17 protein-coding genes and 1 pseudogene are annotated in these 22,590 nt (G+C 63.2%); 11 read left to right on the forward strand and 7 right to left on the reverse strand.

Annotated features, from left to right (window positions below):
- Window positions 1-38: 38 nt before the first annotated feature.
- Window positions 39-875, reverse strand: a complete 837-nt coding sequence (locus ACAX43_RS00195; protein WP_370706415.1) for a TOBE domain-containing protein — start codon at window positions 873-875, stop codon at window positions 39-41.
- Here ACAX43_RS00195 and ACAX43_RS00200 point away from each other — a divergent pair.
- Window positions 861-1,100 (forward strand): annotated as a pseudogene (locus ACAX43_RS00200) (oxidoreductase); the annotation flags it as partial. The gene ACAX43_RS00195 and the pseudogene ACAX43_RS00200 sit on opposite strands and share 15 nt — an antisense overlap.
- A 2-nt stretch (window positions 1,101-1,102) precedes the next feature.
- On the opposite strand, the gene ACAX43_RS00205 reads toward ACAX43_RS00200, so the two are convergent.
- Window positions 1,103-1,486: a tautomerase family protein gene (locus ACAX43_RS00205; protein WP_370706416.1), complete on the reverse strand. Its 384-nt coding sequence runs from the start codon at window positions 1,484-1,486 to the stop codon at window positions 1,103-1,105.
- A 101-nt stretch (window positions 1,487-1,587) separates the two neighbouring features.
- On the opposite strand from ACAX43_RS00205, the gene ACAX43_RS00210 reads away from it, so the two are divergent.
- From ACAX43_RS00210 to ACAX43_RS00220, 3 genes are read left to right on the forward strand one after another with little or no spacing between them, the layout of a single operon-like run.
- Window positions 1,588-2,439: a LysR family transcriptional regulator gene (locus tag ACAX43_RS00210; RefSeq protein WP_370706417.1), complete on the forward strand. Its 852-nt coding sequence runs from the start codon at window positions 1,588-1,590 to the stop codon at window positions 2,437-2,439.
- Window positions 2,440-2,496: 57 nt separating this feature from the next.
- Window positions 2,497-2,739 (forward strand): DUF4160 domain-containing protein, encoded by a 243-nt coding sequence (locus ACAX43_RS00215; RefSeq protein WP_370706418.1) that lies wholly within the window; start codon window positions 2,497-2,499, stop codon window positions 2,737-2,739.
- Window positions 2,736-3,137, forward strand: coding sequence for a DUF2442 domain-containing protein (locus ACAX43_RS00220; protein ID WP_370706419.1), 402 nt, complete (start codon window positions 2,736-2,738; stop codon window positions 3,135-3,137). Before ACAX43_RS00215 ends, ACAX43_RS00220 begins: the two co-directional genes overlap by 4 nt.
- 65 nt (window positions 3,138-3,202) lie before the next feature.
- Here ACAX43_RS00220 and ACAX43_RS00225 read toward each other — a convergent pair whose 3' ends face one another.
- On the reverse strand, window positions 3,203-3,622 hold the full coding sequence (locus tag ACAX43_RS00225) for a hypothetical protein (RefSeq protein ID WP_370706420.1): 420 nt from the start codon (window positions 3,620-3,622) through the stop codon (window positions 3,203-3,205).
- A 112-nt stretch (window positions 3,623-3,734) separates the two neighbouring features.
- On the opposite strand from ACAX43_RS00225, the gene ACAX43_RS00230 reads away from it, so the two are divergent.
- Together ACAX43_RS00230 and ACAX43_RS00235 are read left to right on the forward strand one after the other, a co-directional pair.
- Entirely contained in the window at window positions 3,735-4,172 is a 438-nt protein-coding gene (locus ACAX43_RS00230; RefSeq protein WP_370706421.1) for an antitoxin Xre/MbcA/ParS toxin-binding domain-containing protein, read from the forward strand.
- A complete protein-coding gene (locus ACAX43_RS00235; protein ID WP_370706422.1) occupies window positions 4,169-4,870 on the forward strand; it encodes an RES family NAD+ phosphorylase in 702 nt (233 codons plus the stop codon). Before ACAX43_RS00230 ends, ACAX43_RS00235 begins: the two co-directional genes overlap by 4 nt.
- Window positions 4,871-4,872: 2 nt before the next feature.
- Here ACAX43_RS00235 and ACAX43_RS00240 read toward each other — a convergent pair whose 3' ends face one another.
- The 4 genes from ACAX43_RS00240 to ACAX43_RS00255 all read right to left on the reverse strand — a co-directional run bounded on the left by ACAX43_RS00240 (window position 4,873) and on the right by ACAX43_RS00255 (window position 9,589).
- A complete protein-coding gene (locus ACAX43_RS00240) occupies window positions 4,873-5,610 on the reverse strand; it encodes a metallophosphoesterase (protein ID WP_370706423.1) in 738 nt (245 codons plus the stop codon).
- Window positions 5,611-5,746: 136 nt separating this feature from the next.
- The gene (locus tag ACAX43_RS00245; protein WP_370706424.1) at window positions 5,747-7,168 is read right to left on the reverse strand and encodes a cytochrome c; all 1,422 of its coding nucleotides are present in this window, start codon (window positions 7,166-7,168) and stop codon (window positions 5,747-5,749) included.
- A gap of 20 nt (window positions 7,169-7,188) precedes the next feature.
- The gene (locus ACAX43_RS00250) at window positions 7,189-8,790 is read right to left on the reverse strand and encodes a GMC family oxidoreductase (RefSeq protein WP_370706425.1); all 1,602 of its coding nucleotides are present in this window, start codon (window positions 8,788-8,790) and stop codon (window positions 7,189-7,191) included.
- Between the two features lie 163 nt (window positions 8,791-8,953).
- Entirely contained in the window at window positions 8,954-9,589 is a 636-nt protein-coding gene (locus tag ACAX43_RS00255) for a sugar dehydrogenase complex small subunit (protein ID WP_370706426.1), read from the reverse strand.
- Window positions 9,590-9,958: 369 nt separating this feature from the next.
- On the opposite strand from ACAX43_RS00255, the gene ACAX43_RS00260 reads away from it, so the two are divergent.
- The 5 genes from ACAX43_RS00260 (at window position 9,959) to glgX (ending at window position 22,480) form a co-directional block, all read left to right on the forward strand.
- On the forward strand, window positions 9,959-10,621 hold the full coding sequence (locus tag ACAX43_RS00260; RefSeq protein ID WP_370706427.1) for a DUF1345 domain-containing protein: 663 nt from the start codon (window positions 9,959-9,961) through the stop codon (window positions 10,619-10,621).
- A 455-nt stretch (window positions 10,622-11,076) separates the two neighbouring features.
- Window positions 11,077-14,517 (forward strand): maltotransferase domain-containing protein, encoded by a 3,441-nt coding sequence (locus ACAX43_RS00265; RefSeq protein WP_370706428.1) that lies wholly within the window; start codon window positions 11,077-11,079, stop codon window positions 14,515-14,517.
- Entirely contained in the window at window positions 14,514-17,960 is a 3,447-nt protein-coding gene (treS, locus tag ACAX43_RS00270) for a maltose alpha-D-glucosyltransferase (protein WP_370706429.1), read from the forward strand. The genes ACAX43_RS00265 and treS overlap by 4 nt, the downstream gene beginning before the upstream one ends.
- Window positions 17,953-20,163, forward strand: coding sequence for a 1,4-alpha-glucan branching protein GlgB (gene glgB, locus ACAX43_RS00275; protein WP_370706430.1), 2,211 nt, complete (start codon window positions 17,953-17,955; stop codon window positions 20,161-20,163). Before treS ends, glgB begins: the two co-directional genes overlap by 8 nt.
- A gap of 97 nt (window positions 20,164-20,260) precedes the next feature.
- Window positions 20,261-22,480 carry a glycogen debranching protein GlgX gene (gene glgX / locus ACAX43_RS00280; protein ID WP_370706431.1) on the forward strand — a complete coding sequence of 740 codons (2,220 nt, stop codon included), beginning with the start codon at window positions 20,261-20,263 and terminating at the stop codon, window positions 22,478-22,480.
- Window positions 22,481-22,590 lie beyond the last annotated feature (110 nt).

The following is a 22,590-nucleotide window of genomic DNA, read 5'->3' on the forward strand; positions in this document are numbered from 1 at the left end:
TCCTCAAAGCCCCTGAGCATTCCGAGCCCTCAGCGCATTCAGTCCTTCACGCCGAGAATCACGCTCGATGCCTTGAATGCCGCGACCGCGGTCCCACCTTCCGCGAGCCCGAGTGTGTCGACGCTCTCATTCGTCACGACCGCGGTGATAACGGTGCCGCCTTCCAGCACCAACGATACTTCCGCATTGACCGCACCGCGCTTCACGCTTTGGACCGTGCCGCGCAACTGATTGCGCGCGGAAAGTTTCAGCGGTGCGCCATCCTCATGCTCGACAAGCAGCACCACCCACGACGCCTTGATCAACGCGAACGCCGCCGAGCCCACCGCCAGCCCCAGCGTCTCGGTACTTTCATGCGTGACGACCGAGACGATCGGGTGGCCGCCGGTCAGCGTCAGCGACACTTCATCGTTGACCGTGCCGCGCGTGATCGCCGACACCGTGCCATAAAGCTGATTGCGCGCGCTCGTTTTCACGCCGATACGCCCGATCAGCTCCCAATCCGTCGCAAAGCCTTCGACAGCAGCGCCCGCGCGTTCGAGAAAGCGCCGATGCTCGCGTTCGACCGCCCGAAACGTACCGATCAGCTTCACGGCGCGTGGCGTGAGCGTGGTGCCGCCACCGCCTTTGCCGCCGGTCGAGCGCACCACGAGCGGCTCGCCGGCGAGGTTGTTCATCGTGTCGACGGCGTCCCACGCGCCTTTGTAGCTCATGCCGACGGCTTTCGCCGCGCTGGTAATCGAACCGGTCTCGCCAATCGCCGCGAGCAGCGCGATTCGCGACGCGCCGCCGAGCGTTTGCCCGCCCGCCTGAAACCAGACTGAACCGCCGAGTTCGAGGGGTTCGTGGGGCGATTCGGTGCGGTCTGGTGTCATGGCGGCCAAGGGTCGATGGGCGAGGAGAGGACAGCGAACCATTATAGCGACGCAGGCGCGGTGTTTATCTCGTCGGAGTGGGAGTCGAAGTCAGCGTTGAATATTCCGGCAGATAGGCTCGCCCACGGATTCTTTAAGACCGCGCAGTTAAGCATCGCGCGCGGCATCGCCAAACAGCCGGCGGGCAGCGGCATGCCAGTGAATTCAGTGCTGCCCGGGCCGACCTTTTACACCGCGTACTGCGCAATCCCATTCCCGAACGACCAATTTTCCTTCAGCACTTCGACGAGATTGATGAACACATCCTCTCGTCGCAATCCCGGCGACTCCGCCAGTTCATCCGCCATGCGCTTATATAGCGCTTTCTTCTGCTCGAGCGTGCGCGTGTTGTTGAGCGTGATCTGAATCAGCACGAGATCGTCGCTTCGCTCGATGTTCAGATACTGCTTGTCGCACACAAAATTGCTCTCCTCGTGTTCGGTGATCAGCATGAAGATGTCGTCTTTCGGCACATTAAATGTATCCACCAGCGAACGCTGAATGCTGTCCGTCAGCGCCTTCCGGTATTCAGCCGGCTTGCCGGCGCGCAATGCGATTCGTGTGAGCGGCATGATGAAACTCCTTGGTTGCAGTTGATTGGGTAAAGACAGATTAGGCCGACTCGGTCATAATTAAAAGCCATCATTGGCTATTTCATCTATATCCATCTGAAATGAAAGTCCTCGATCTCGATGCAGTGCGCGCCTTTGTGCTGGTCGCCGATCTGCACAGCTTTACTCGCGCCGCCGATGCGCTCGACACCACGCAATCGGCGGTCAGCCTGAAGCTGAAGCGGCTGGAGGCGCATCTGGGTAAGCAGTTGGTCGAACGCACGCCGCGCGTCGTGCGCCTTTCCGCGCACGGCAACGCATTTCTTGGTGCAGCACGCGATCTGTTGAGCGCGCATGAGCGGGCGCTGGGTTCGCTGTCGGTGGAACGACGGCGGCTCGCGTTGGGGCTGAGCGAGCATGTCGCAGGAACGGACCTGCCGCAGCTGCTCGCCAGGCTCAACGCCCACGATCCGGCTCTGGTGGTCGAATTGCACCTGGGCACGTCCGCCGCGCTGCTCGCGCAATTCGACGAACGGCGCCTCGATGCGGTGATCGTTCGCTATGGCGCCGATGAACCGCCGCGCGACGACGCCCAGGGGCTTTTTAGCGAGCCGCTTGGCTGGCTCGCCACGCCGGAATGGCTGCCGCGCATCGGCGAGCCCTTGGCGTTGGCGCTGCTGAGCCCGCCGTGCAACGTGCGCGACATCGCACTGCAAATCCTGAATGAAGCGGGGGTTGCATGGCAGGAGGTGTTCGTGGGCGGTGGTGTGGCGGCCGTCGGGGCGGCGGTGGCGGCCGGTCTGGCCGTGGCGCCGCTGGCGCGCAGAGTAGCGCCGCGCGGTTTGGTCGATGTCGGCGCGCGGCTGGGCTTGCCTCAGCTGCCGGAATCGCGCGTGACCTTGCATTCCCGGGTACGGGATAACCGGTCGATGGAGACGTTACGGCTGATGGCAAATGGGTTGGCAAGCGCTTGAGACATTCGGACGCGCCGCTATAAAAAACCCAAGCAGCTACGGTATATAATTGTCGCCATGCCCATCATTGCCCGGATCGACGGGCTGATCGTGGTCATCTACCCTCACGATCACGCTCCGCCTCATGTTCATGTTCTCGGTCCGGATGGTGAGATTATCTTTATCTTGAATTGTCCCAACGGCCCGGTGTCCATCCGCGAGGCCCGAGGATATTCAGAACGCGAAGCGCGCCGGCTGGCAAAACGCATTAACGAAATGGTGCCGTTCCTGTGCTCCGCCTGGAAAGGAATCCACTCATGAACAGCAGCGAAGAATGGCGGCTTGCGCGGGAACGTGGCGCCGAAACCGCCCGGCGTCCTGCCGCGCGCAGCGCATGCTATAAGCCGCGCACGAAGCGGCTCGAAATCACGCTGACCAATGACATTTCGTTGTTGGTGCCAGTCGCCTATATCGAGGGTTTGCGCAACGCATCGGCAGCGGATTTGCGCTCGATTGAGATCTTCGGTCTCGGTTCGGCGCTCGTTTTTCCGGCGCTCGACGTGGTGGTCTCGGTGCACGGACTCATCGATGGCGTCTTCGGTTCGAAAGCCTGGATGCGCGATATTGGGCGTACCGGCGGCAGCGCGAAATCGGAGGCGAAATCGGCAGCCGCACGCGAGAACGGCAAGAAAGGCGGACGTCCGCGTAAAGTCGCGTGAGGCTGCGCACAGCGGCAACCCTGCCGCGCTGTGAACCGGCGCACACGCGCTGGTTGAGTTGGACCTCAGTGCAGAATGGGCGGGAGCGAGCCGCTGCTGGCGGTGGCAGGATTGGCGGTTGCGTCCGCGGGACCGGCCTTTATGGGTGCCGACCTGGCCGGTGCGCTCGTGTGGACTACAGCCGGTTTAGCCGGGCCTGTTCTAGCCGCGACCTTCTTCACGCTGCCATGCGCTGATGGCCCGGCACCGCTCTTTGACGCCGACGCAACCCGCTGCGCACCATGTCGATCATGCGCCGCGTGCTTCGAACCCGCCTTCGCACCGGCGGGAGACTTGACCTTCGCGTCACGCGTCTTTTTCTTGGCGTGCTTCGCGCTATGCCCGCTCGCCTCGGGCGGATTCCACACTTCCGTATAACCCGCGGCCATTGCCGCGCCCGACACACACCACACGGCAACTGCCGTTGCTATTACTCGAACCCACATTGCATGCTTCTCCTGATCTTCGGCTTCATCGCGAGCCAGGATTATATTCTCTTGTAAAAATCCACATTTAGACTAATATCAATTTACAGTACAGATAAGGACTCACTCGCTCATGGTTCACGCTGCTCGCGCCACCCAACCCGAATCGCCGATCCGCCGGCCCGTTCCGGAACCCACGCTGACGGAAATGTCGGCGGCAGGTCTTCGCGCATTCTTCAATATCGCACGAGACTGGGACTTGAGCGCCGAAGAGCAGATCGTGTTGCTCGGTTCGCCAGGCCGCTCCACCTACTTCAAATGGAAGGCAGCGCCGGAAACGGCGCGCCTCGCGCGCGACACGCTCGAACGGTTGTCGCTGCTGCTCGGCATTTATAAGGCACTGCAGATTCTGCTGCCGCAACCCAGCGCCGCCGACACCTGGATCAAGCGTCCCAACAGCGCGCCGCCGTTCGGCGGCCGCCGTGCGCTGGACCGGCTGCTGGGCGGCAACATCAGCGACCTCGTGGCCGTGCGTCAATATCTCGACGCGATGCGAGGCGGCTGGGCGTGACACAACCGCATTGGCAGCACCGCTGGCGCAGCGCGTCGCTCGACTGGTCGCCCGCGTATCGCGTGATTCCAACACGCTTTCCGGCCGTCAATCTGTTTGACCGGGTCGCCTCGCCGGCAGATTTCGACGCCCTGTACGCGCTCGAAGCGATGACCAACGACCGTCTGCGCACCGAGGTCGGCGAACTCGATCTGGTGCCGCGCAAAGAGCGCCGTTTCGGTCCGGGATATGGACCGATCATGGCCGCACTCACACACCTGAATCCGCTCGGCAGCCGCTTTTCCGACGGCACCTACGGCGTGTTCTACTGCGCCCATTCGCGGACCACCGCAATCGCCGAAACGCGCTACCACACGGGGAAATTTCTGGAGGCGACCGCCGAGCCGCCCATGCGGCAGCAGATGCGCCTGTACACCGTAGCGGCACAAGGCAACGTGGTCGATCTCCGCGGCGATGCGTCACTTGATCTCGCGGTGCTGTCGCCCGACGACTATCTTGCCGGACAATCGCTCGGCCGCGCCGTGCGCGAGGCCGGTGCGCCGGGCATCGCGTATCCGTCGGTGCGGGATGACGAAGGGGAATGCCTCGCCGCGTTCAGAACGACACTGCTGCGCGACTGCCATCACGCGGCGTATCTGGAATACAACTGGAACGGCACGAGCGTCGATATGGTGTTCGAGCTCAATCAGGTCGGCTGAGATCAAGGCAGCGCCAACGCCGCCGCCCCGCTCTCACGCGCCGCCTCGACCGAGATCGACCAGCGCCGCAGCGCTAGGGGCTCCACGATCGTCAGCGTGCCACCCGGCCCAAATGCGCCGGTGTCGATGAACACCTGCGAGCCGACCTGCCGGATGTCGCGCATGGGCGTATGGCCGCAATAGGTCAGCGAAAGGCCACGCTGCCGCAACGGATCGCCATTGCCCAACGCCAGATCGCGGCCCCACAGCAATTGTTGCCGCGCTTCCGCGGAGAAATTCCCGGCGTCGAGCTCGGCGTCCGTGCCAAAGAATTCGGCATGCAGAATATTGAAACGCTCCTTGCCGCTGCCGACCACGCGCACGAGCGGTAGCGTCCGCAGATGCTCGGCGTAGCGCTGCAATTGTTCGTCGGATAAATTCGCCGCCCAGATCCCGCCGATTCCATACCACCACTGGCGCCGCAAGCGCCCATCGGCGACCCCGCATAGCGTGTCTTCGTGATTGCCGAGCACGGCGTAAAACCACGGCTTGTCGAGCAGCGCCAAAGCCTGCTCGGAATGTTCGCCGCGGTCCACCAGATCGCCGACCGAAAAGAGCCGGTCGTGCGCCGGGTCGAACGCCACCTCGCGCAGGAGATAGCGCAATGCATCAACGCAGCCATGCAAATCGCCGACGACAAAGTCGCGGCCGCTGAGGTTGGCCGGGTGATGCTGAACAGAGTTATCGAGTACGGTAGCCATGCGCTCATGATAGTGCGGCTTCCGAAAGTGCGTATGCGCGCCGCCTATCTCTTCCGCGCGTCCCGCGCACCGAAAATGACGCAAAAACGGCGTGTTCCCGGCAGGACTTACCGAAAACACGCCGTCAACGCGGTCGTTATTGCTGCGTGCGCAGCTTGGCGACCTGATCCACCGTCACGGTCGACTGCGGATTGCCGAACTGTTTGGTCACGTAGTTGGTGATGGCGGCCACCTGGTCGTCGGTGAGGTGGGTGCCGAATGCAGGCATCAACACATCCGTCTGTTTTGTCGTACGACTGACGCCGTGCAGGATCACCATCGCCAGATTGTTGGCGTCGCTCGCGCCCACCGCCGAATTGTGAATCAGCGACGGATACGCGCCCGGCGCACTCGCGCCCACGCCTTGCCCGGTCCAGCTATGGCAGGTCGCGCAATTGGCGATAAACAGTTGCGCGCCGTTCACCGCGTTGATCGTGGTGCCGCGCAGCGCGGTGACGTCGTCGGCGGCGGGATTGCCCCACTGGTCGCGCGGACGCGATTCCCCGCCGCTGATCGGCGGCACCGAGTGCAGATAAATAGCGATCGAGCCGACGTCTTCCCGCGTCAGATACTGCGTGCTGTCCGTGATCACGTCGGCCATCGGGCCCGCCGCATTGGCGCGGCCCGGCACCGCACCGGTCGACAGATAGGAAACCAGTTGGTCGTCGCTCCAGTTGCCTACGCCGCTGTTCTTATCAGGAGTGATGTTGTACGCATGCCAGCCGGCCTGCACCGCACCCGAGAACCGCGAACTGGTCTTCAAACCCTGGGTGAAATTGCGCGGCGTATGGCACTCCTCGCAATGCGCGAGACCTCCGACCAGATACGCGCCGCGATTCCACTCGGCACTTTGCTTCGGGTCGGGCACGAAGCGGCCTTCGGTGAAATTGAACATGTTCCAGAACACCATCAGCCAGCGCTGGTTGAACGGGAATTTCAGATCGCTGCGCGGCGGCGCGTAGTGGATCGGCGTGAGCGTCTTCAGGTACGCGCGAATCGCCAGCACGTCCTGATCGGTGACCTTGGTGTACTCCGCATACGGGAAGGCCGGATAAAGCCGCTCGCCGCTCTTGCCGATGCCTTCATGCATCGCACGCAGAAAATCGGCGTCGGTCCATTGGCCGATGCCGGTGTCCGGATCGGGCGTGATGTTCGGCGTCACGATCGTGCCGAACGGCGTGTTGATCGGCAAACCGCCCGCGAACGGGCGCGCCTTGTTCGCGGTGTGGCAAGCGACGCAATCGCCGGCGCGGGCGAGGTATTCGCCGCGTTTCACGAGATCGCTGCCGGCGGACGTGGACGTGGCCGCCGCTGCGGGTTGCGAGGCATCGTCGGCGTGCGCTTGCGTGATCGGCAGTTCGTCGTTGCGCTGCGTAGCGGGCCCATGCGCTTCATGCCAGGCCACGTAAAGCGCGGACACGGAAAACAGCGCCGCCAGCGTCGCCACCCTGAAACGGCGGCGCCGTGCATTCTGCACAAGCGCATTGGCCGGCTGCACGCGAGAGGTGTTCTTCGTCATTGTGGCTCTCCGTTCAGGGCTCAGATTTCACGCTTGAGCTTGTCGGCCAGTTTCATCGACAAAGCCGCGATCGTCAGCGTGCAATTCACCGATGCAGCGGTGGGCATCACGCCGCTGCTGGCGACGAACAGATTGGAGTGATCGTGCGTGCGGCAGTCCGCATCGACGACCGAATCCGCAGCATCGTTGCCCATGATCGTGGTGCCCATGATGTGATTGTTCGGCGCGAAGGTATCGTCGAACGAAACCTCGGCGCCGCCGAACAGCGAGGCGATCTGTGCATACAGTTCGTGCGTGTTCGCGGCGCTCTTCTTCACGTAGTCGTTGATCGAGTAGTAGATCTCGGGCTGCGGAATGCCAAGTGCATCCTTGTGATCCGCCGAGGGCACCACACGGTTCTGCGGTTCCGCCAGATGCTCGTGAAAGCTGTTGATGTTCAGCGTGCGCGCCGCGCGGTCGCGGATCTGCCGGTCGAGCTCGGCGCCGGTGAGACCTTTTTTCAGCAGGTCGGCGGCCACGCCCATAGTCGGCACGCCGTTCGACAGATGCAGCTTCTTCGCTGCGTAATCGGAGCGGAACGCGCCGTCGCGGAAGTTGACGATCGAGGTCATCTCCATCGGCCCGCGTCCCGGCCACAGCGGTTCGTTGGCGAGGAACGTGACACCCGTGCCCGGATGGTCCATCAGGTTGCGGCCCACCTGGTCGGAGCTGTTGCCGATGCCGTGCGGGAATTTGTCAGAGGTCGACATCAGCATCAGCTTCGGCGTTTCGATGCCGTTCGCGGCAAGCACGAACAGCTTGCCCGTCACGCGCGTGCTGTTGCCGTTCGGGTCCTTGTAGTGGACCGCCGTGATCAGCCCTTTGTTGTCTGCTTCGACGCGGTACACCACCGCCTCGGGAATCAGTTTCGCGCCTGCCTGTTCGGCCTTCTCCGCGTGCACCACGCCGTTGTACATCGCGGCGATCGGGCAGATCGGCATGCAGTTATTGTTGCCGCAGCAGGTAGGGCGCGCGTCGTACGGACGGCTGTTGCGCGCAACCGGTTCGGGCACCACCTTGAAGCCCTGCGCATTGAGCACGTCGCTAAAGCGCTGATCCATGTACGAGAGCGGAAGCTGGCTCATCGGATAGGGCCTGGAGCGCGGCGAGCCGAGATCGATCGTGTTGTCCGGGCCCGATACGCCCAATTGCACTTCAGCCGCCGAATACCACGGCTCCAGCGTTTCGTATGGATATGGCCAGTCGCGTCCCACGCCATACAGCTTGTGCAACTGAAAATCCGACGGCAACAGCCGCCAGGCCGCCGCTGCCCAGTGCCACGTCGTGCCGCCCACCAGCCGCAGATACTGTGAGCTGTACGGATAGTCGCCCTTCTGGATCAGGTAATTGTTGGCGGGTGTGTACTCGGGATGCGGCGCGTAAGGCGTCGACGGATACGGCGTCGCGAAGTCGGACTTGGCCGGCGAATTGCGGAAGTTCTCGACAATCTGCCAGCGCGGAATGCGCGGCCCGGCTTCGAGCAGAATCACCGACGCACCGGCCAACGCCATCTGATGCGCGACCAGCCCGCCCGCCACGCCCGAACCGACCACGACGATGTCGGCGGAATTTGAGTTTGCCATTGTTGCCCTCTTCTATGTCGACCGGAGTTGACGCTTTAGCGCGTTACTCCGGTCCCATGCACGCTGATTGTGCTGGCTTATCGTTGCTTGCTGGTTTCGCGTGCCGACGTTTCGTTCTGGTCAACTCAAGCAGGCGACATGGCACGCGCGAGAAGAACGTCGTTCACGCGCCCACCGGCTTCTGCGTCCAGTAGAACGGCACGTCGCGGCAATAAGACGGAATCGTCAGCACGTCCTTGACCGGGTCGAACATTAGCGCTTTTTCATAAGCGACCACGTCCACATGCGGCATCTCGCCTACGAGACCGAGATACCACGCGCGCATGATCGCGCTCACGGATTTCGCGAGCGCCGGCTGGTCGACCTGCAATGCCTGCGTGACGGTATCGGACGGAACGCCGCCATGGCCTTGCAACCACGTATTGAGCGCGGCGACGTTCTGGGTGAACTGGCTATCGGATTTCGCGAGGGCGGTGTAGACGCGTTTGCCGAGCACGGCGTCGAAGCCCGAGCGGCCGGTGAGACGCTGCGAGAGCGCAAGGAAGGCGTCGAGTCCGCCGCCGGCGGGCGCATCGGCGAACGCCGGGGTGATCCACGAGAGCGAGCGGCCCGCACCGGCAAACGCGAGCGCGGCGGCGGTGGCACATGCGCCCAGCACCCATGCCCGGCGCGTGGCCGAAAACGAAGCTTGAAACGAAGACGACTGCGGAACAGGCCGCGAGAGCGAAGTTGACGACGAAAACCCGGCTGAATGCGTCACTTCGTGGTGCGCATCATTGTTCTCCGGAACATCTGTCATGGGGACTCCAGATGGTGAGTCATTCTCAACAGGCAACGCGGCCACGGCGTGATACCGCTGGCGCGCTACATCGATTTCTCTAACCCCAAACCTGGTCTGGTGCCGCTTACGCGGTCTTGTGAACTCGCATAATGCTGATATGAGCCGCATTACGTTGTGCTGATGACAAGCTTGTGAAAACGGCTTATTGCGCGGCTTACTGCGCGGCACGAACTGCGGGAAGCCTGTCCACCTGCCAATCACCTTTCAATTGAAAGCGGCGCGCAAGGCCGTTGCGAAAGACTATAGCCTGTGATGTACCGATTCGACAAATGGTGCTCGAAGCGCGAGTAGAATCCGCGACACAGTCGACCCTCCACTCTTGATTCCATGCTCACAAAATATTTTCCGCGGGTTTTGCGCAATCGGCCGCGCATGCTGATCGCCCTCACCATCGGCGTCGTGGCCGCGCTGGTCGTGCCGGCGCACATGCGTCCCATGGTGCGCGTGCTGGCCGGTTGGGACGCCGCGGTATGGAGCTATCTCGTGCTGATCTGGGTGCACATGGCCTTCGCCGACGAAAGCCGGGTGCGCGAATTCGCAGTGCGAGACGACGAAAACGCCGGTGTGGTGCTGTTCGTGATCTGCGTCGCGACGATCGCCAGTATTGCCGCGATCGTGCTCGAACTAGCCTCGGCGAAAGGCACCGCCGGTGCGTCGACTGCGTGGCACTACCTGTTGACCGGCTTCACGTTGATCGGCGCGTGGTTCATGATCCCGACCATGTTCACCATGCACTACGCGCGGCTTTACTACGACCCTCACGTGAAGGAGACCGCGCTCCTGTTTCCCGATCACCATCTTCAGCCCGACTACTGGGACTTCCTGTACTTCTCGTTCACCATCGCAGTGGCCTCGCAAACCTCGGACGTGGTGCTACGCTCGCGTTCGATTCGCCGCGCAACGCTCGCACAATCGATCCTGTCGTTCTACTTCAATGTCGCCGTGCTCGGCTTGTGCGTGAACATCGCGGCGGGCTTGCTCGGCTCTTAGCCTTTCTTAGCCTTCTTAGCCTTCTTGGCTCTCGTAACGCCTGGCGCCGCTTCGCCTTTTGCGGTCATCGCCGCGCCCTCTCCACGCCCCGTGTAAAACCCGGACGACGCCGCCCGATTTACACGCGGGCCGTCCGCATCCACGGTCGATCCGGCCTTTGGCCGCCCTTCCGGCCTTCCTATACGGCGTAAGCTTTCGTCCCCCTCGCTTCAATCCAAATCGCACTGGCACACCGTTTGCTGTGTCTTGCGAATAGTTCTGGCCGGCTCCCTGCCCTCGACGCCTGGCGTCAAAGCACCCGCTGCTGGCCAGCGGCGTGACGATCTTTGCACTACATTGACCAGTACGCGCCTCGCTTCACGCATCGCGCGGTATCCGGCTCTGGAAGCCAATGAGCGCTGTGATCGCATGCCACTTGCATCCACACCGCAGCAGGACGAATCTGGAAACGACCGATGGAATCTCCAAACGGGTACGCGCCGCGGATCTACTTTTTTCATTCACTTCTCGTTGGACCGCTCGCTGCATGGCCTGCGCAGTTCGCTCACGCGGCCGCGCTGGGCTTCGATCATGCGCTGATCGGCAGCCTCTTCGAGCCCGGGCAAGCCAGTCACGGACAGGTGGTGGGCAACCATGCCCGGCTGCATCCGGTGTTCGAGACCCAGCAACCAGCCACCGAGGCGATCCGCACGCTGGCGGACGCTGCCCGCCAGAACGGCTTGACCTTGCTGGTCGATCTGGTGGTCGATCGCATGGCCGCCGATGGCGCGCTGTACGCCGAACACGCCGGCTGGTTCCATCCATTCGAGTCTGACGAGGCGCGGCTCGATCCGCGCCATGTGCATCGCGAGGACAACGTCGCGTACGCGAATTTCAACGACGCAGGCAGCCGCGCGGCGCTGGTCGACTGGTGGACGCGGCAACTGCTGGCGCTCGCCGATGCGGGTGTCGGCGGCTTCCGGTTCGATTCGCCGCATCGCGTGCCGTCTGCCGCCTGGCGGCAACTCGGCGACGCGGTTCGCGCGAGGCACCCCCACGTGCGTTTCCTCGCCGCAACCCCGGGTCTCGCCCGTGACGATCTGCTCAGCCTTGACGGCGCGGGTTTCGACAGCGTCTTCTCGTCGGTGCGCTGGTGGGACTTCCGCTCGAGCTGGATGGTCGAAGAGCATGCCGCCCTCGCACGCCTCGGCGCACCGATTGCCTTTCCCGAGGCGCCCTACGGCACGCGCCTCGCCGCAGAGTTAAGCGATGTGCACGACGCCGCCATCGTCGAGCGGGCTTACCGGCGCGCGCTGTTCGCGTCGGCTTCCGTCGGCACCGGCTGGATGATGCCGATGGGCTTCGAGTACGGCATCACTGAGCCGATGTCGCAGACGCGCGGTGACGCTTCGCAGTTCGCCGTGGCCTGTCAGTCGAAGCAATTCGATCTCTCGGAACCGATCAGCCACGCGAACGCGGTGGTGCGCACTACGAAGGCGCTACACGCCAACGGCGAATTGCGCCCGCTAAGCGGGCCCGGTGCGCCCGCAGCCGTCTTGTTGCGCGCCGACACACCCGATCTGCGCGATGCCGGCGAAGCCATTCTGATCGCCATCAATCCCGAACTCGGCGCACCCCTGCGTGTCGATCCGGCGCGCTTTCTCACGGGCGTGCCGGGCAATTTCACGCGCTTTGTCCCGCTCGATGCACCCGGGCATGCCTCGCCCGCCACATTGATACCGTTCACGCTCGCCCCCGGCGCGGTCCGCCTGTTCCGCGCGGCAGCCGACAAGCCGATCCGTCTCGCGCCGCCGATCGACAAGGGAAACAGCAAGCGCAGCGGACGCAAGACCGTGCTCGAAGCGATCAACGCGCCGCGCGTGGCGATCGAGAGCGTGACGCCGTCAGTCGATAACGGACGCTTTCCGGCCAAGCGCACGGTGGGCGAGCGTGCCGAGATCAGCGCGGCGATCTTCGCAGAAGGTCACGACAAGATCGCCGCCGCCGTCATCTGGCGCGCCGCCGACGAAACCGCCTGGCACGAAGTACCGATGAGCCCGGCACAGCCGGCCGGCCTCGACATCTGGAAAGCGCGCATTCCGCTGGAGCGCCTCGGCCGCCACGAATTCACCGTGATCGCATGGCGCGACGACTTTGCCTCGCTGGTCGAACATATCCAGAAGAAGCTGAAGGCAGGCCAAACCGTCGAACTCGAACTCGACGAAGCCACGCATCTGTTCGCGCTGGTGCTCGCCGAAGTGGAAACGGCGGAAGGCGCCGTGACCGAACCGCTCGAACATATCGTCAAGGCCTTCACCAAGGCCGATGCCGAAACGAAGCTCGCGTTGATCCTCGCACCGACCACGGCGAAGGCGATGACCGCCGCGCGTCACCGGCCGTTCCTGAGCCGCGATCCGGTCATCTACAAGATCGACGCCGAACGGAGCGCCGCGCGCTTCGCCAGCTGGTACGAAATCTTCCCGCGTTCGATGAGCGACGACGAATCGCGCCACGGTACTTTCGCAGACGTCGTCACGAAACTGCCGCGCATCCGCGACATGGGTTTCGACGTGCTGTACTTCCCGCCCATCCACCCCATCGGCCTCGCGAACCGCAAAGGCCGCAACAACACGCTGAACGCGCAACCGGGGGACGTAGGCAGCCCGTACGCGATCGGCGGGATAGAAGGCGGCCACACCGCCGTGCATCCCGAACTCGGCACGCTCGACGACTTCAAGAAAATGCTGGCCGCCGCGCGCGCGCACGGCCTCGAAATCGCGCTCGACTTCGCGATCCAGTGTTCGCCGGATCACCCATGGTTGAAGGAGCATCCGACGTGGTTCGCCTGGCGCCCCGACGGCACGCTGCGTTACGCGGAGAATCCGCCGAAGAAGTACCAGGACATCGTCAATCCCGACTTCTATGCGCACGATGCCAAGCCCGATTTGTGGCTCGCGCTGCGCGACGTATTCCTGTTCTGGATCGAAGCGGGCGTGCACATTTTCCGCGTCGACAATCCGCACACCAAGCCGCTGCCGTTCTGGGAATGGGCGATCGGCGACGTGCGTGCGCGCTATCCCGACACGATCTTCCTCGCCGAAGCCTTCACACGGCCACGCATGATGAACCGGCTCGGCAAAATCGGCTTCTCGCAGTCTTATACGTACTTCACGTGGCGTGAGTCGAAGCGCGATTTCATCGAGTACATGACCGAGCTCACGCAAACCGGTGCGCGTGATTTCTACCGGCCGAACTTCTTCGTCAATACGCCGGACATCAATCCGCGGCATTTGCAGTCACAGGGACGCTCGGGCTTTCTGATTCGCGCGGCGTTGGCATCGACGCTGGCCGGTTTGTGGGGCGTGTATAGCGGTTTCGAGCTATGCGAGGCCGCCGCGCTGCCGAACAGCGAGGAATATCTCGACTCCGAGAAGTACCAGTTGCGCGCGTGGGACTGGAACCGGCCCGGCAACATCGTCGGCGAGATCAGCGCGTTGAATCGGATTCGCCGCGCGAATCCGGCGCTGCAAACGCATCTCGGCCTGACGTTCCTGCCCGCGCACAACGCCAACATCCTATTCTTCGAGAAGGCAACCGAAGCGCGCGATAACGTGATCCTGGTTGCAATCAATCTCGATCCGTTCAACGAACAGGGCGCGGACATTGAATTGTCGTGGGACACTTTCCAGCAGTGGAACCTGCACGACCATGGCGCGCTGGAAGTGACCGATCAGATGACCGGTGCGCGCTTCGAATGGCACGGCCGCTGGCAGCACGTCCGGCTCGGCTCGGGCCAGCCGTTTTCGATCTGGCGCATCGCGCCGCTCGGCGGCCTGCCCGCGGAGCGCCCGGATGACGCCGACAGCGACTATCACGCAGACGCTGGCAACCCAACCCCCACGGAAGGTGCGACATGAAGCGTGAAGATCCAGCACAAGCAACGTCGCAAGCCCATACGAGCGCCACCACCGGCAGCGCCGCCAAAGCACGTTCGCATCGGCGCGGCAAACCCGCCGCCCTGAGCGACGATCCGCTCTGGTACAAAGACGCGATCATTTATCAGGTGCACATCAAGTCGTTCTTCGACGCGAATAATGACGGCGTGGGCGATTTTCCGGGCCTGATCGCGAAGCTCGATTACATTGCCGAACTCGGTGTGAATGCGATCTGGCTGCTGCCGTTCTATCCGTCGCCGCGCCGCGACGACGGCTACGACATCGCCGATTACCGCAACGTGCATGCGGACTACGGCCAGCTGTCCGACGTGAAGCGCTTCATTCAGGAAGCGCACGCGCGTGGCATTCGCGTGATTACCGAACTGGTGATCAACCACACGTCGGATCAGCACCCGTGGTTTCAGCGCGCGCGCCGCGCCAAGCCGGGATCGAATCATCGCAACTACTACGTGTGGTCCGATACCGATCAGAAGTACCAGGAAACGCGGATCATCTTCATCGATTCGGAACCGTCGAACTGGACGCATGATCCGGTCGCGGGCGCTTACTATTGGCACCGTTTCTATTCGCACCAGCCCGACTTGAACTTCGACAATCCGGCCGTGCTGAAGGAAGTGCTGCAGGTGATGCGCTTCTGGCTCGACATGGGCATCGACGGGCTGCGGCTCGATGCGGTGCCGTATCTGGTGGAACGTGAAGGCACCAACAACGAGAACCTGCCTGAAACGCACGCGGTGCTGAAGAAAATCCGCGCGACCATCGACGCCGAATATCCGAACCGGATGCTGCTTGCCGAAGCAAACCAGTGGCCGGAAGACGTGAAAGAATATTTCGGCGACGAAGACGAATGCCACATGGCATTCCACTTTCCGTTGATGCCGCGCATCTATATGTCGATTGCAAGCGAGGATCGCTTTCCGATCACCGACATCATGCGGCAAACGCCGGATTTGGCCGAGTCGAACCAATGGGCGATTTTCCTGCGCAATCACGACGAACTGACGCTGGAAATGGTCACGGATTCCGAGCGCGATTATCTATGGAACACGTACGCAAGCGATCGCCGCGCGCGGCTGAACCTCGGCATTCGCCGGCGCCTCGCGCCGCTGATGGAGCGCGATCGACGGCGCATCGAGCTGATCAATTCGCTGCTCCTGTCCATGCCTGGCACACCCGTGATCTATTACGGCGACGAGCTCGGCATGGGCGACAACATCCACCTCGGCGACCGCGACGGCGTACGCACGCCGATGCAATGGTCGTCGGATCGCAACGGCGGCTTTTCGCGCGCCGATCCTGAACAACTGGTGCTGCCGCCGGTGATGGGCTCGCTGTATGGCTTCGATGCGGTCAACGTCGAAGCGCAAAGCCGCGATCCGCATTCGCTGCTGAACTGGACGCGGCGCATGCTCGCCACGCGCCGCGCGAAGCAAACCTTCGGACGCGGCACGATCCGCTTCCTGAAGCCGGAAAACCGCAAGATTCTCGCGTATCTGCGCGAGATGCCGGGCGAGCCGCCGATTTTGTGCGTGGCGAATCTGTCGCGCGCACCGCAAGCGGTCGAACTCGATCTATCCGAATTCAATGGCTCGGTGCCGATCGAAATGACCGCCGATTCGGTGTTCCCGGCGATCGGCCAGCTGACTTATCTGCTGACCTTCCCGCCCTACGGCTTCCTGTGGTTCATGCTGTGCGAAGGCGGCCAGCGTCCGACGTGGGCCCAGGCACATTCGGAACCGCTGCCGGAATTCGTCACGATCGTGATCCGCGAAGGCCAGGTCGGCCCGACCCCGGAGAACGTGCGCCTGCTCGAATCCGAAGTGTTGCCGTCGTGGCTGAGCCGGCGCCGCTGGTTTGCATCGAAGGATCAGAAGATGCATGCGGTGCGCCTTGCCGCGCTCACTACGATTCCGAACGGCGGCTTCGCCTTCACTGAAATCGAAGCGGACGTCGGCGATCACACCGAACGCTATGTCGTGCCGATCGCGATCACGTGGGGCGGCGAAACGACCTTCCCGCTGTTCATGCAACTGGCGCTGGCACGCGTGCGCCGCGGCCGCAACGTCGGCCATCTGACGGACGCTTTCGCGCTGCCGATCTTCGCCCATGGCGTGCTGCGCAAGCTGCGCGAACGCGCCGTCGTGACGACCGTGCAGAAGAGCGACATCAACTTCATTCCGACCGAGCGTTTCGCCGAACTCGACGATCTCGGCGAGCGGCCCGAAATCCGCTGGCTGGCGGCCGAACAAAGCAACAGCTCGCTGATCATCGCCGATGCGGCAGTGTTGAAGCTGGTCCGTCGTCTGGTGAGCGGCATTCATCCGGAAGCGGAAATCAGCCGCTATCTGACCCAGCTCGGCTACGCGAATACCGCGCCGCTGTATGGTGAAGTGGTGCGCGTCGATCCCGAAGGCGTGCCGCATACGCTCGCCATCTTGCAAGGCTATATCGACAATCAGGGCGACGCCTGGAACTGGTCGCTCGACTATCTGCGCCGCTCGGTGGACGAGCTCGCCATCGCCGTCGATACGGAAGCGCCATCGCCGGATCGCGACAACGAAGCGATTCTCGTGGAAGGCTACAGCGCGCTGGCGGGCATCATCGGCAGGCGGCTTGGCGAATTGCACGTGGCACTCGCGTCGCCTTCCGACGACCCGGCGTTCGCGCCGGAACCCGCCAGTGCCAAGCAGGTGAAGGCGTGGGTCGACGGTACGCAATCCATGCTCGCCGGCGCGCTAGATCTGCTCGCGCCGCGCGTCGAGCAGATGAGCGATCCGGACACCAAAGCGTTGGCACAAAGCCTGATCGACCGCCGCGCCGCGCTGGTCAACGCCGTCGGCAAGCTGGTGTCGGGCGATGCGGGCGCCCTGCGTACGCGCATTCACGGCGACTTCCATCTGGGTCAGGTGCTGGTGGCGCAAGGCGACGCGTATCTGATCGACTTTGAAGGCGAGCCCGCGCGCACGCTCGAAGAGCGGCGCCAGAAGTCGAGCCCGTTGCGCGACGTGGCCGGGTTGATGCGCTCGCTGTCGTATGCGAGCGCGGCAGCGCAATCCACCATGGAAAGCGCGCCGCAACAAACCGCCGACCGCAAGCGCGCGCTGTTCGACCGCTTCCGCGTGCACGCCACGGAAACGTTCTTAAAAGAGTACCGCGTCGCCGTTGCAACCGCTGAACGGCCGTTGGTGGCGTCGGAGGCAGAACAGGCCTTGCTTGATCTGTTCCTGATCGAGAAAGCCGCCTACGAAATCCGTTACGAAGCGGCCAACCGCCCGACGTGGCTCAGTTTGCCGGTACGCGGCCTCGCCGCGCTCGCCAGCCGGTTGCTCGGCGATACCGGCACGCCGCAGCACGATCCATCCTCCCACGCACCGCCTAATCCGGCCGAGGGCGACTATGAGTGAACATGATCCGGCCGCAGGCCTCCAGCCACTCGAGATCGACGCGCTCGTCGAAGCGCGTCACCCCGATCCTTTTTCGCAGCTCGGGCTGCATCAAACGGACGCGGGTCCGGTGGTGCGCGCGTTGCTGCCGAACGCCTCGCATGTCACCGTTATTTCCCGCGCGGACGGCGCGACACTTGGCGAACTCGAACAGCTCAGGCCGGGGCTGTTTGCCGGCCGCGTGACGTCGGCGGCGCCTTATCGCCTGCGCATCGACTGGCACGGCACCGTGCAGGAAATCGAGGACACGTATTCGTTCGGCGCCGTTCTCGGCGACGAGCCCCTGGGGCGTCTCGCCGGCGGCGACCCCTATGCCGTGCTCGAATGTCTCGGCTCGCGTCCCATGGAAGTGGACGGCGTGCCGGGCGTGCGCTTTGCCGTATGGGCGCCGAATGCGCGGCGCGTGTCGGTGGTCGGCGACTTCAATGCGTGGGACGGCCGCCGTCATCCGATGCGGTTGCGTCATCAGGCCGGCGTGTGGGAACTGTTCGTGCCGCGCGTCGGTGCGGGCACACGCTACAAATACGAGCTGCTGTCCCGCGACGGCCACCCGCTGCCGTTGAAGGCCGATCCGTGTGCAATGCAAACGGAAAAGCCGCCGGGCACCGCCTCAGTGGTCGCGCATGTCGACGAGATCGAACAGTTTCAATGGACCGATCACGACTGGATCCAGTCGCGCGCAGACAAGCAGACGCCGCGCGCGCCGATCTCGATCTACGAAGTGCATGCCGAATCGTGGCTGCGCGTCGCCGAAGAAGGTCAGCGCGGTCTCACCTGGGAAGAACTCGCCGAGCGATTGATTCCGTACGCGAAAAGCATGGGCTTCACCCACGTCGAGTTCATGCCGATCGCCGAGCATCCGTTCGGCGGTTCGTGGGGGTATCAGCCTTTAGGGCAATTCGCGCCGTCCGCGCGCTTCGGCAAGCCCGAGCAGTTCGCCGCGTTCGTCAACAAGGCACACGAGGCGGGCCTCGGCGTGATTCTCGACTGGGTGCCGGCGCACTTTCCGAACGACGCGCACGGTTTGATCGACTTCGACGGCACGCCGCTCTATGAGCACGCCGATCCGCGCGAAGGCTATCACCAGGACTGGAACACGATGATCTACAACCTCGGCCGCAACGAGGTGAGCGCGTTCCTGGTGGCATCGGGCCTGGCGTGGTTGAAGCGCTATCACGTCGACGCGCTACGCGTGGACGCGGTCGCCTCGATGCTGTATCGCGACTATTCGCGCGCCGCCGATCAGTGGGTACCGAATATCTATGGCGGACGGGAAAACCTCGAATCGATCGCGTTTCTGAAGCGGTTGAATCACGAGGTCGGCTATGTGCCGGGCGTGCCGGGCGCGATCACGATCGCCGAAGAGTCGACGGCGTGGCCTGGCGTGACGGCGCGCGTCGAAGACGGCGGCCTCGGTTTTCAGTTCAAGTGGAACATGGGCTGGATGCACGACACGCTGCACTACATGGAAGAAAATCCGGTCTACCGCCAATACCATCACCACATGATGACGTTCGGCATGGTGTACGCGTATTCCGAGCGCTTCGTGCTGCCGCTTTCGCACGACGAAGTGGTGCACGGCAAGGGCTCGCTGCTCGGCAAGATGCCCGGCGACAGATGGCAGAAGTTCGCCAACCTGCGCGCGTACTTCGGTTTCATGTGGACGCATCCCGGCAAGAAGCTGCTCTTTATGGGCGGCGAATTCGGCCAGATGGCGGAATTCGATCACGACACGTCGCCGCATTGGCATCTGCTCGACGACCCGAACCATCACGGTGTGCAGAAGCTGGTGCGCGACCTGAACCATCTGTATATCGAGGAGCCCGCGCTGCATTTGCTCGACAGCGAGCCGGGCGGCTTCGAATGGCTGATCGGCGACGACAGCGGCAACAGCGTGTATGCCTACCGGCGCACCGACGGCGCGGGCCGCGAACTGGTGGTGGTGTGCAATATGACGCCGGTGCCGCGGGTCGGCTACCGGATGGGGATGCCGCGCGGCGGCCGCTGGGCCGAAGTGCTGAATACGGATGCCGGTGTGTACGGCGGCTCGAACATGGGCAACGGCGGCCTGATTCACACCGACGAAATCTCGAGCCACGGCAGGCCGCATTCCGCCGCGCTGACATTGCCGCCTTTGGCGACGATCGTGCTACGCGCCGATTGAGAGAACTGCTGTAAGGCGAGCGCGCGGCCGGGACACCCCGCGCTCGTTGCATGAAGACCCACGAGAGCGTTCATAAATCAGAACAAGGAAGGGGAACATGTCGCATGCAATGCCCGACCGGCTTCTGCCCGGCTCGCCCTATCCGCTTGGCGCCAGTTGGGATGGCCTCGGTGTCAACTTTGCGGTGTTCTCGGCGAACGCACAGAAAATCGAGCTTTGCCTGTTCGATCCCACCGGTCGCAAGGAACTCAGGCGTTTCACGCTGCCTGAATGCACCGACGAAGTCTGGCACGGCTACTTGCCCAACGCGCATCCCGGCACGGCGTACGGCTTTCGCGCGCATGGGGCGTATCAGCCGCAGCATGGGCATCGCTTCAATCCGCACAAGCTGTTGCTCGATCCGTATGCGCGCAAACTGGTGGGGCAATTTCGCTGGTCAGATGCGCTGTTCGGCTATCGCGTGCATTCGAATCGCGCCGACCTTTCCATCGACCGGCGCGATTCGGCACCGGCCATGCCGAAGTGCGTCGTGATCGACGAAGCATTCGACTGGTCGCACGACAATCGCCCGAATGTGCCGTGGGGTGAAACCATTGTCTACGAGACGCATGTGCGCGGCGCGTCGATGCTGCGCGCCGATTTGCGCCAGCATGAACGCGGCACGTTCTCCGCGCTGGCGTCGCCGGAATTCATCGAGCATTTGCTGAAGCTCGGCGTGACCGCCGTGGAATTGCTGCCGGTGCATGCGTTTCTGAACGACCGCTTTCTGGTGGCGCGCGGCTTGCACAACTACTGGGGTTACAACACTGCGGCATTTTTTGCACCGGAGCCGTCGTATCTGAGCACACACAGGCTCGACGAAATGCGCATCGCCGTGCGCCAATTGCACGCGGCCGGCGTCGAAGTGATTCTCGACGTGGTCTACAACCACACTTGCGAAGGCAACGAGATGGGGCCGACCATCTCGTGGCGCGGCCTCGACAACGCAAGCTACTACCGCCTGATTCCCGGCGACGAACGCCACCATATCAACGACACCGGCTGCGGCAATACCGTGAATCTGCCGCATCCGCGCGTGCTGCAAATGGTGATGGATTCGCTGCGCTACTGGTCGACGGCATTCAATATCGACGGTTTCCGTTTCGATCTCGGCGTGACGCTCGGCCGCGAGCAACACGGTTTCGACCCCGGCTCCGGTTTTTTCGACGCGTTGCGCCAGGACCCGATCCTGTCGCAACGCAAGCTGATTTCAGAGCCATGGGACATCGGCCCGGGCGGCTATCAGCTCGGCAATCATCCGCCCGGCTTCGGCGAGTGGAACGACCGGTTTCGCGACACCGTGCGCCGCTTCTGGCGCGGCGACGCAGGGCTGCGGCCCGATCTGGCCGCGCGTCTCACCGGCTCGGCCGATCTGTTCAACCGGCGCTTCAGGAAACCGTGGGCATCGGTCAATTTTGTCACGTCGCATGACGGTTTTACGCTCGCCGACGTCGCCGCGTATGAGCACAAGCATAACGAGGCGAATCGCGAGGACAACAACGACGGTCACAACGAAAACTGCAGCCGCAATTGGGGCGTCGAAGGGCCGGCCGACGATCCGGTCATACTCGAAACCCGCAAACGCGTGGCCCGCTCGCTGATCGCCACGCTACTCATGGCACTCGGCACGCCAATGGTGCTGGCAGGCGACGAATCGCTGCGCACGCAGAACGGCAACAACAATGCGTACTGCCAGGATAACGAACTATCATGGCTCGACTGGGCGCGCGCGGCATCGCCCGATGGCCGCCAGATGACCGCGTTCGTCGCACGCGTGATCGCGCTGCGCAAACAGCATCCGTTGCTGCGCGAGACGCGCTTTCTGTTCGGCGACCGCGAAGTGTTGCCGGGCCTGTTCGATGTCGGCTGGTTCGACGAACACGGCGACCCGCTCACCATCGAAGCCTGGCAGGATCCCGAAGGCCGCGCGTTCACGCTGCGGCGCGCAGGTCCAGGCTTGAATGGCGAAACGGAAGTATTGTTGATGATGCTCAACGCAGCCGAGGAAACGCTGCGGTTTACGCCTCCCGCACCGCACCTGGAATGGCATGTGCTGTTAGACACTGCGGGACCGGAAAGCGCGCCGCACCGGTTGGCGGTTTCAGAAGTCGAAGTGGCCGCGCATAGCCTCGTGATGATGGCCGCGCAACCGGTGGGCGAAGCGGATTGGCAGGCGGGCTGGAAGGCCGGCGCGCAGCATGGGCCACGGCTGCTGACTGCCCTGCCGCCCGATCCGGGTGCGCATCCGCCGCGCGGCGAAGCATCGCCAACCACGTAGGCCGCACGTGCAGCATGGCAAGGCCGTGGCGTCGTGACGCGTTGGGCATCCGCGTTGGGCATCCGCATTGGCCAGCTTTAATACACGGGTCAAACGCAAGACGCAGCTTG

Source organism: Paraburkholderia sp. IW21 (assembly GCF_041321145.1).
Taxonomy (GTDB): domain Bacteria; phylum Pseudomonadota; class Gammaproteobacteria; order Burkholderiales; family Burkholderiaceae; genus Paraburkholderia.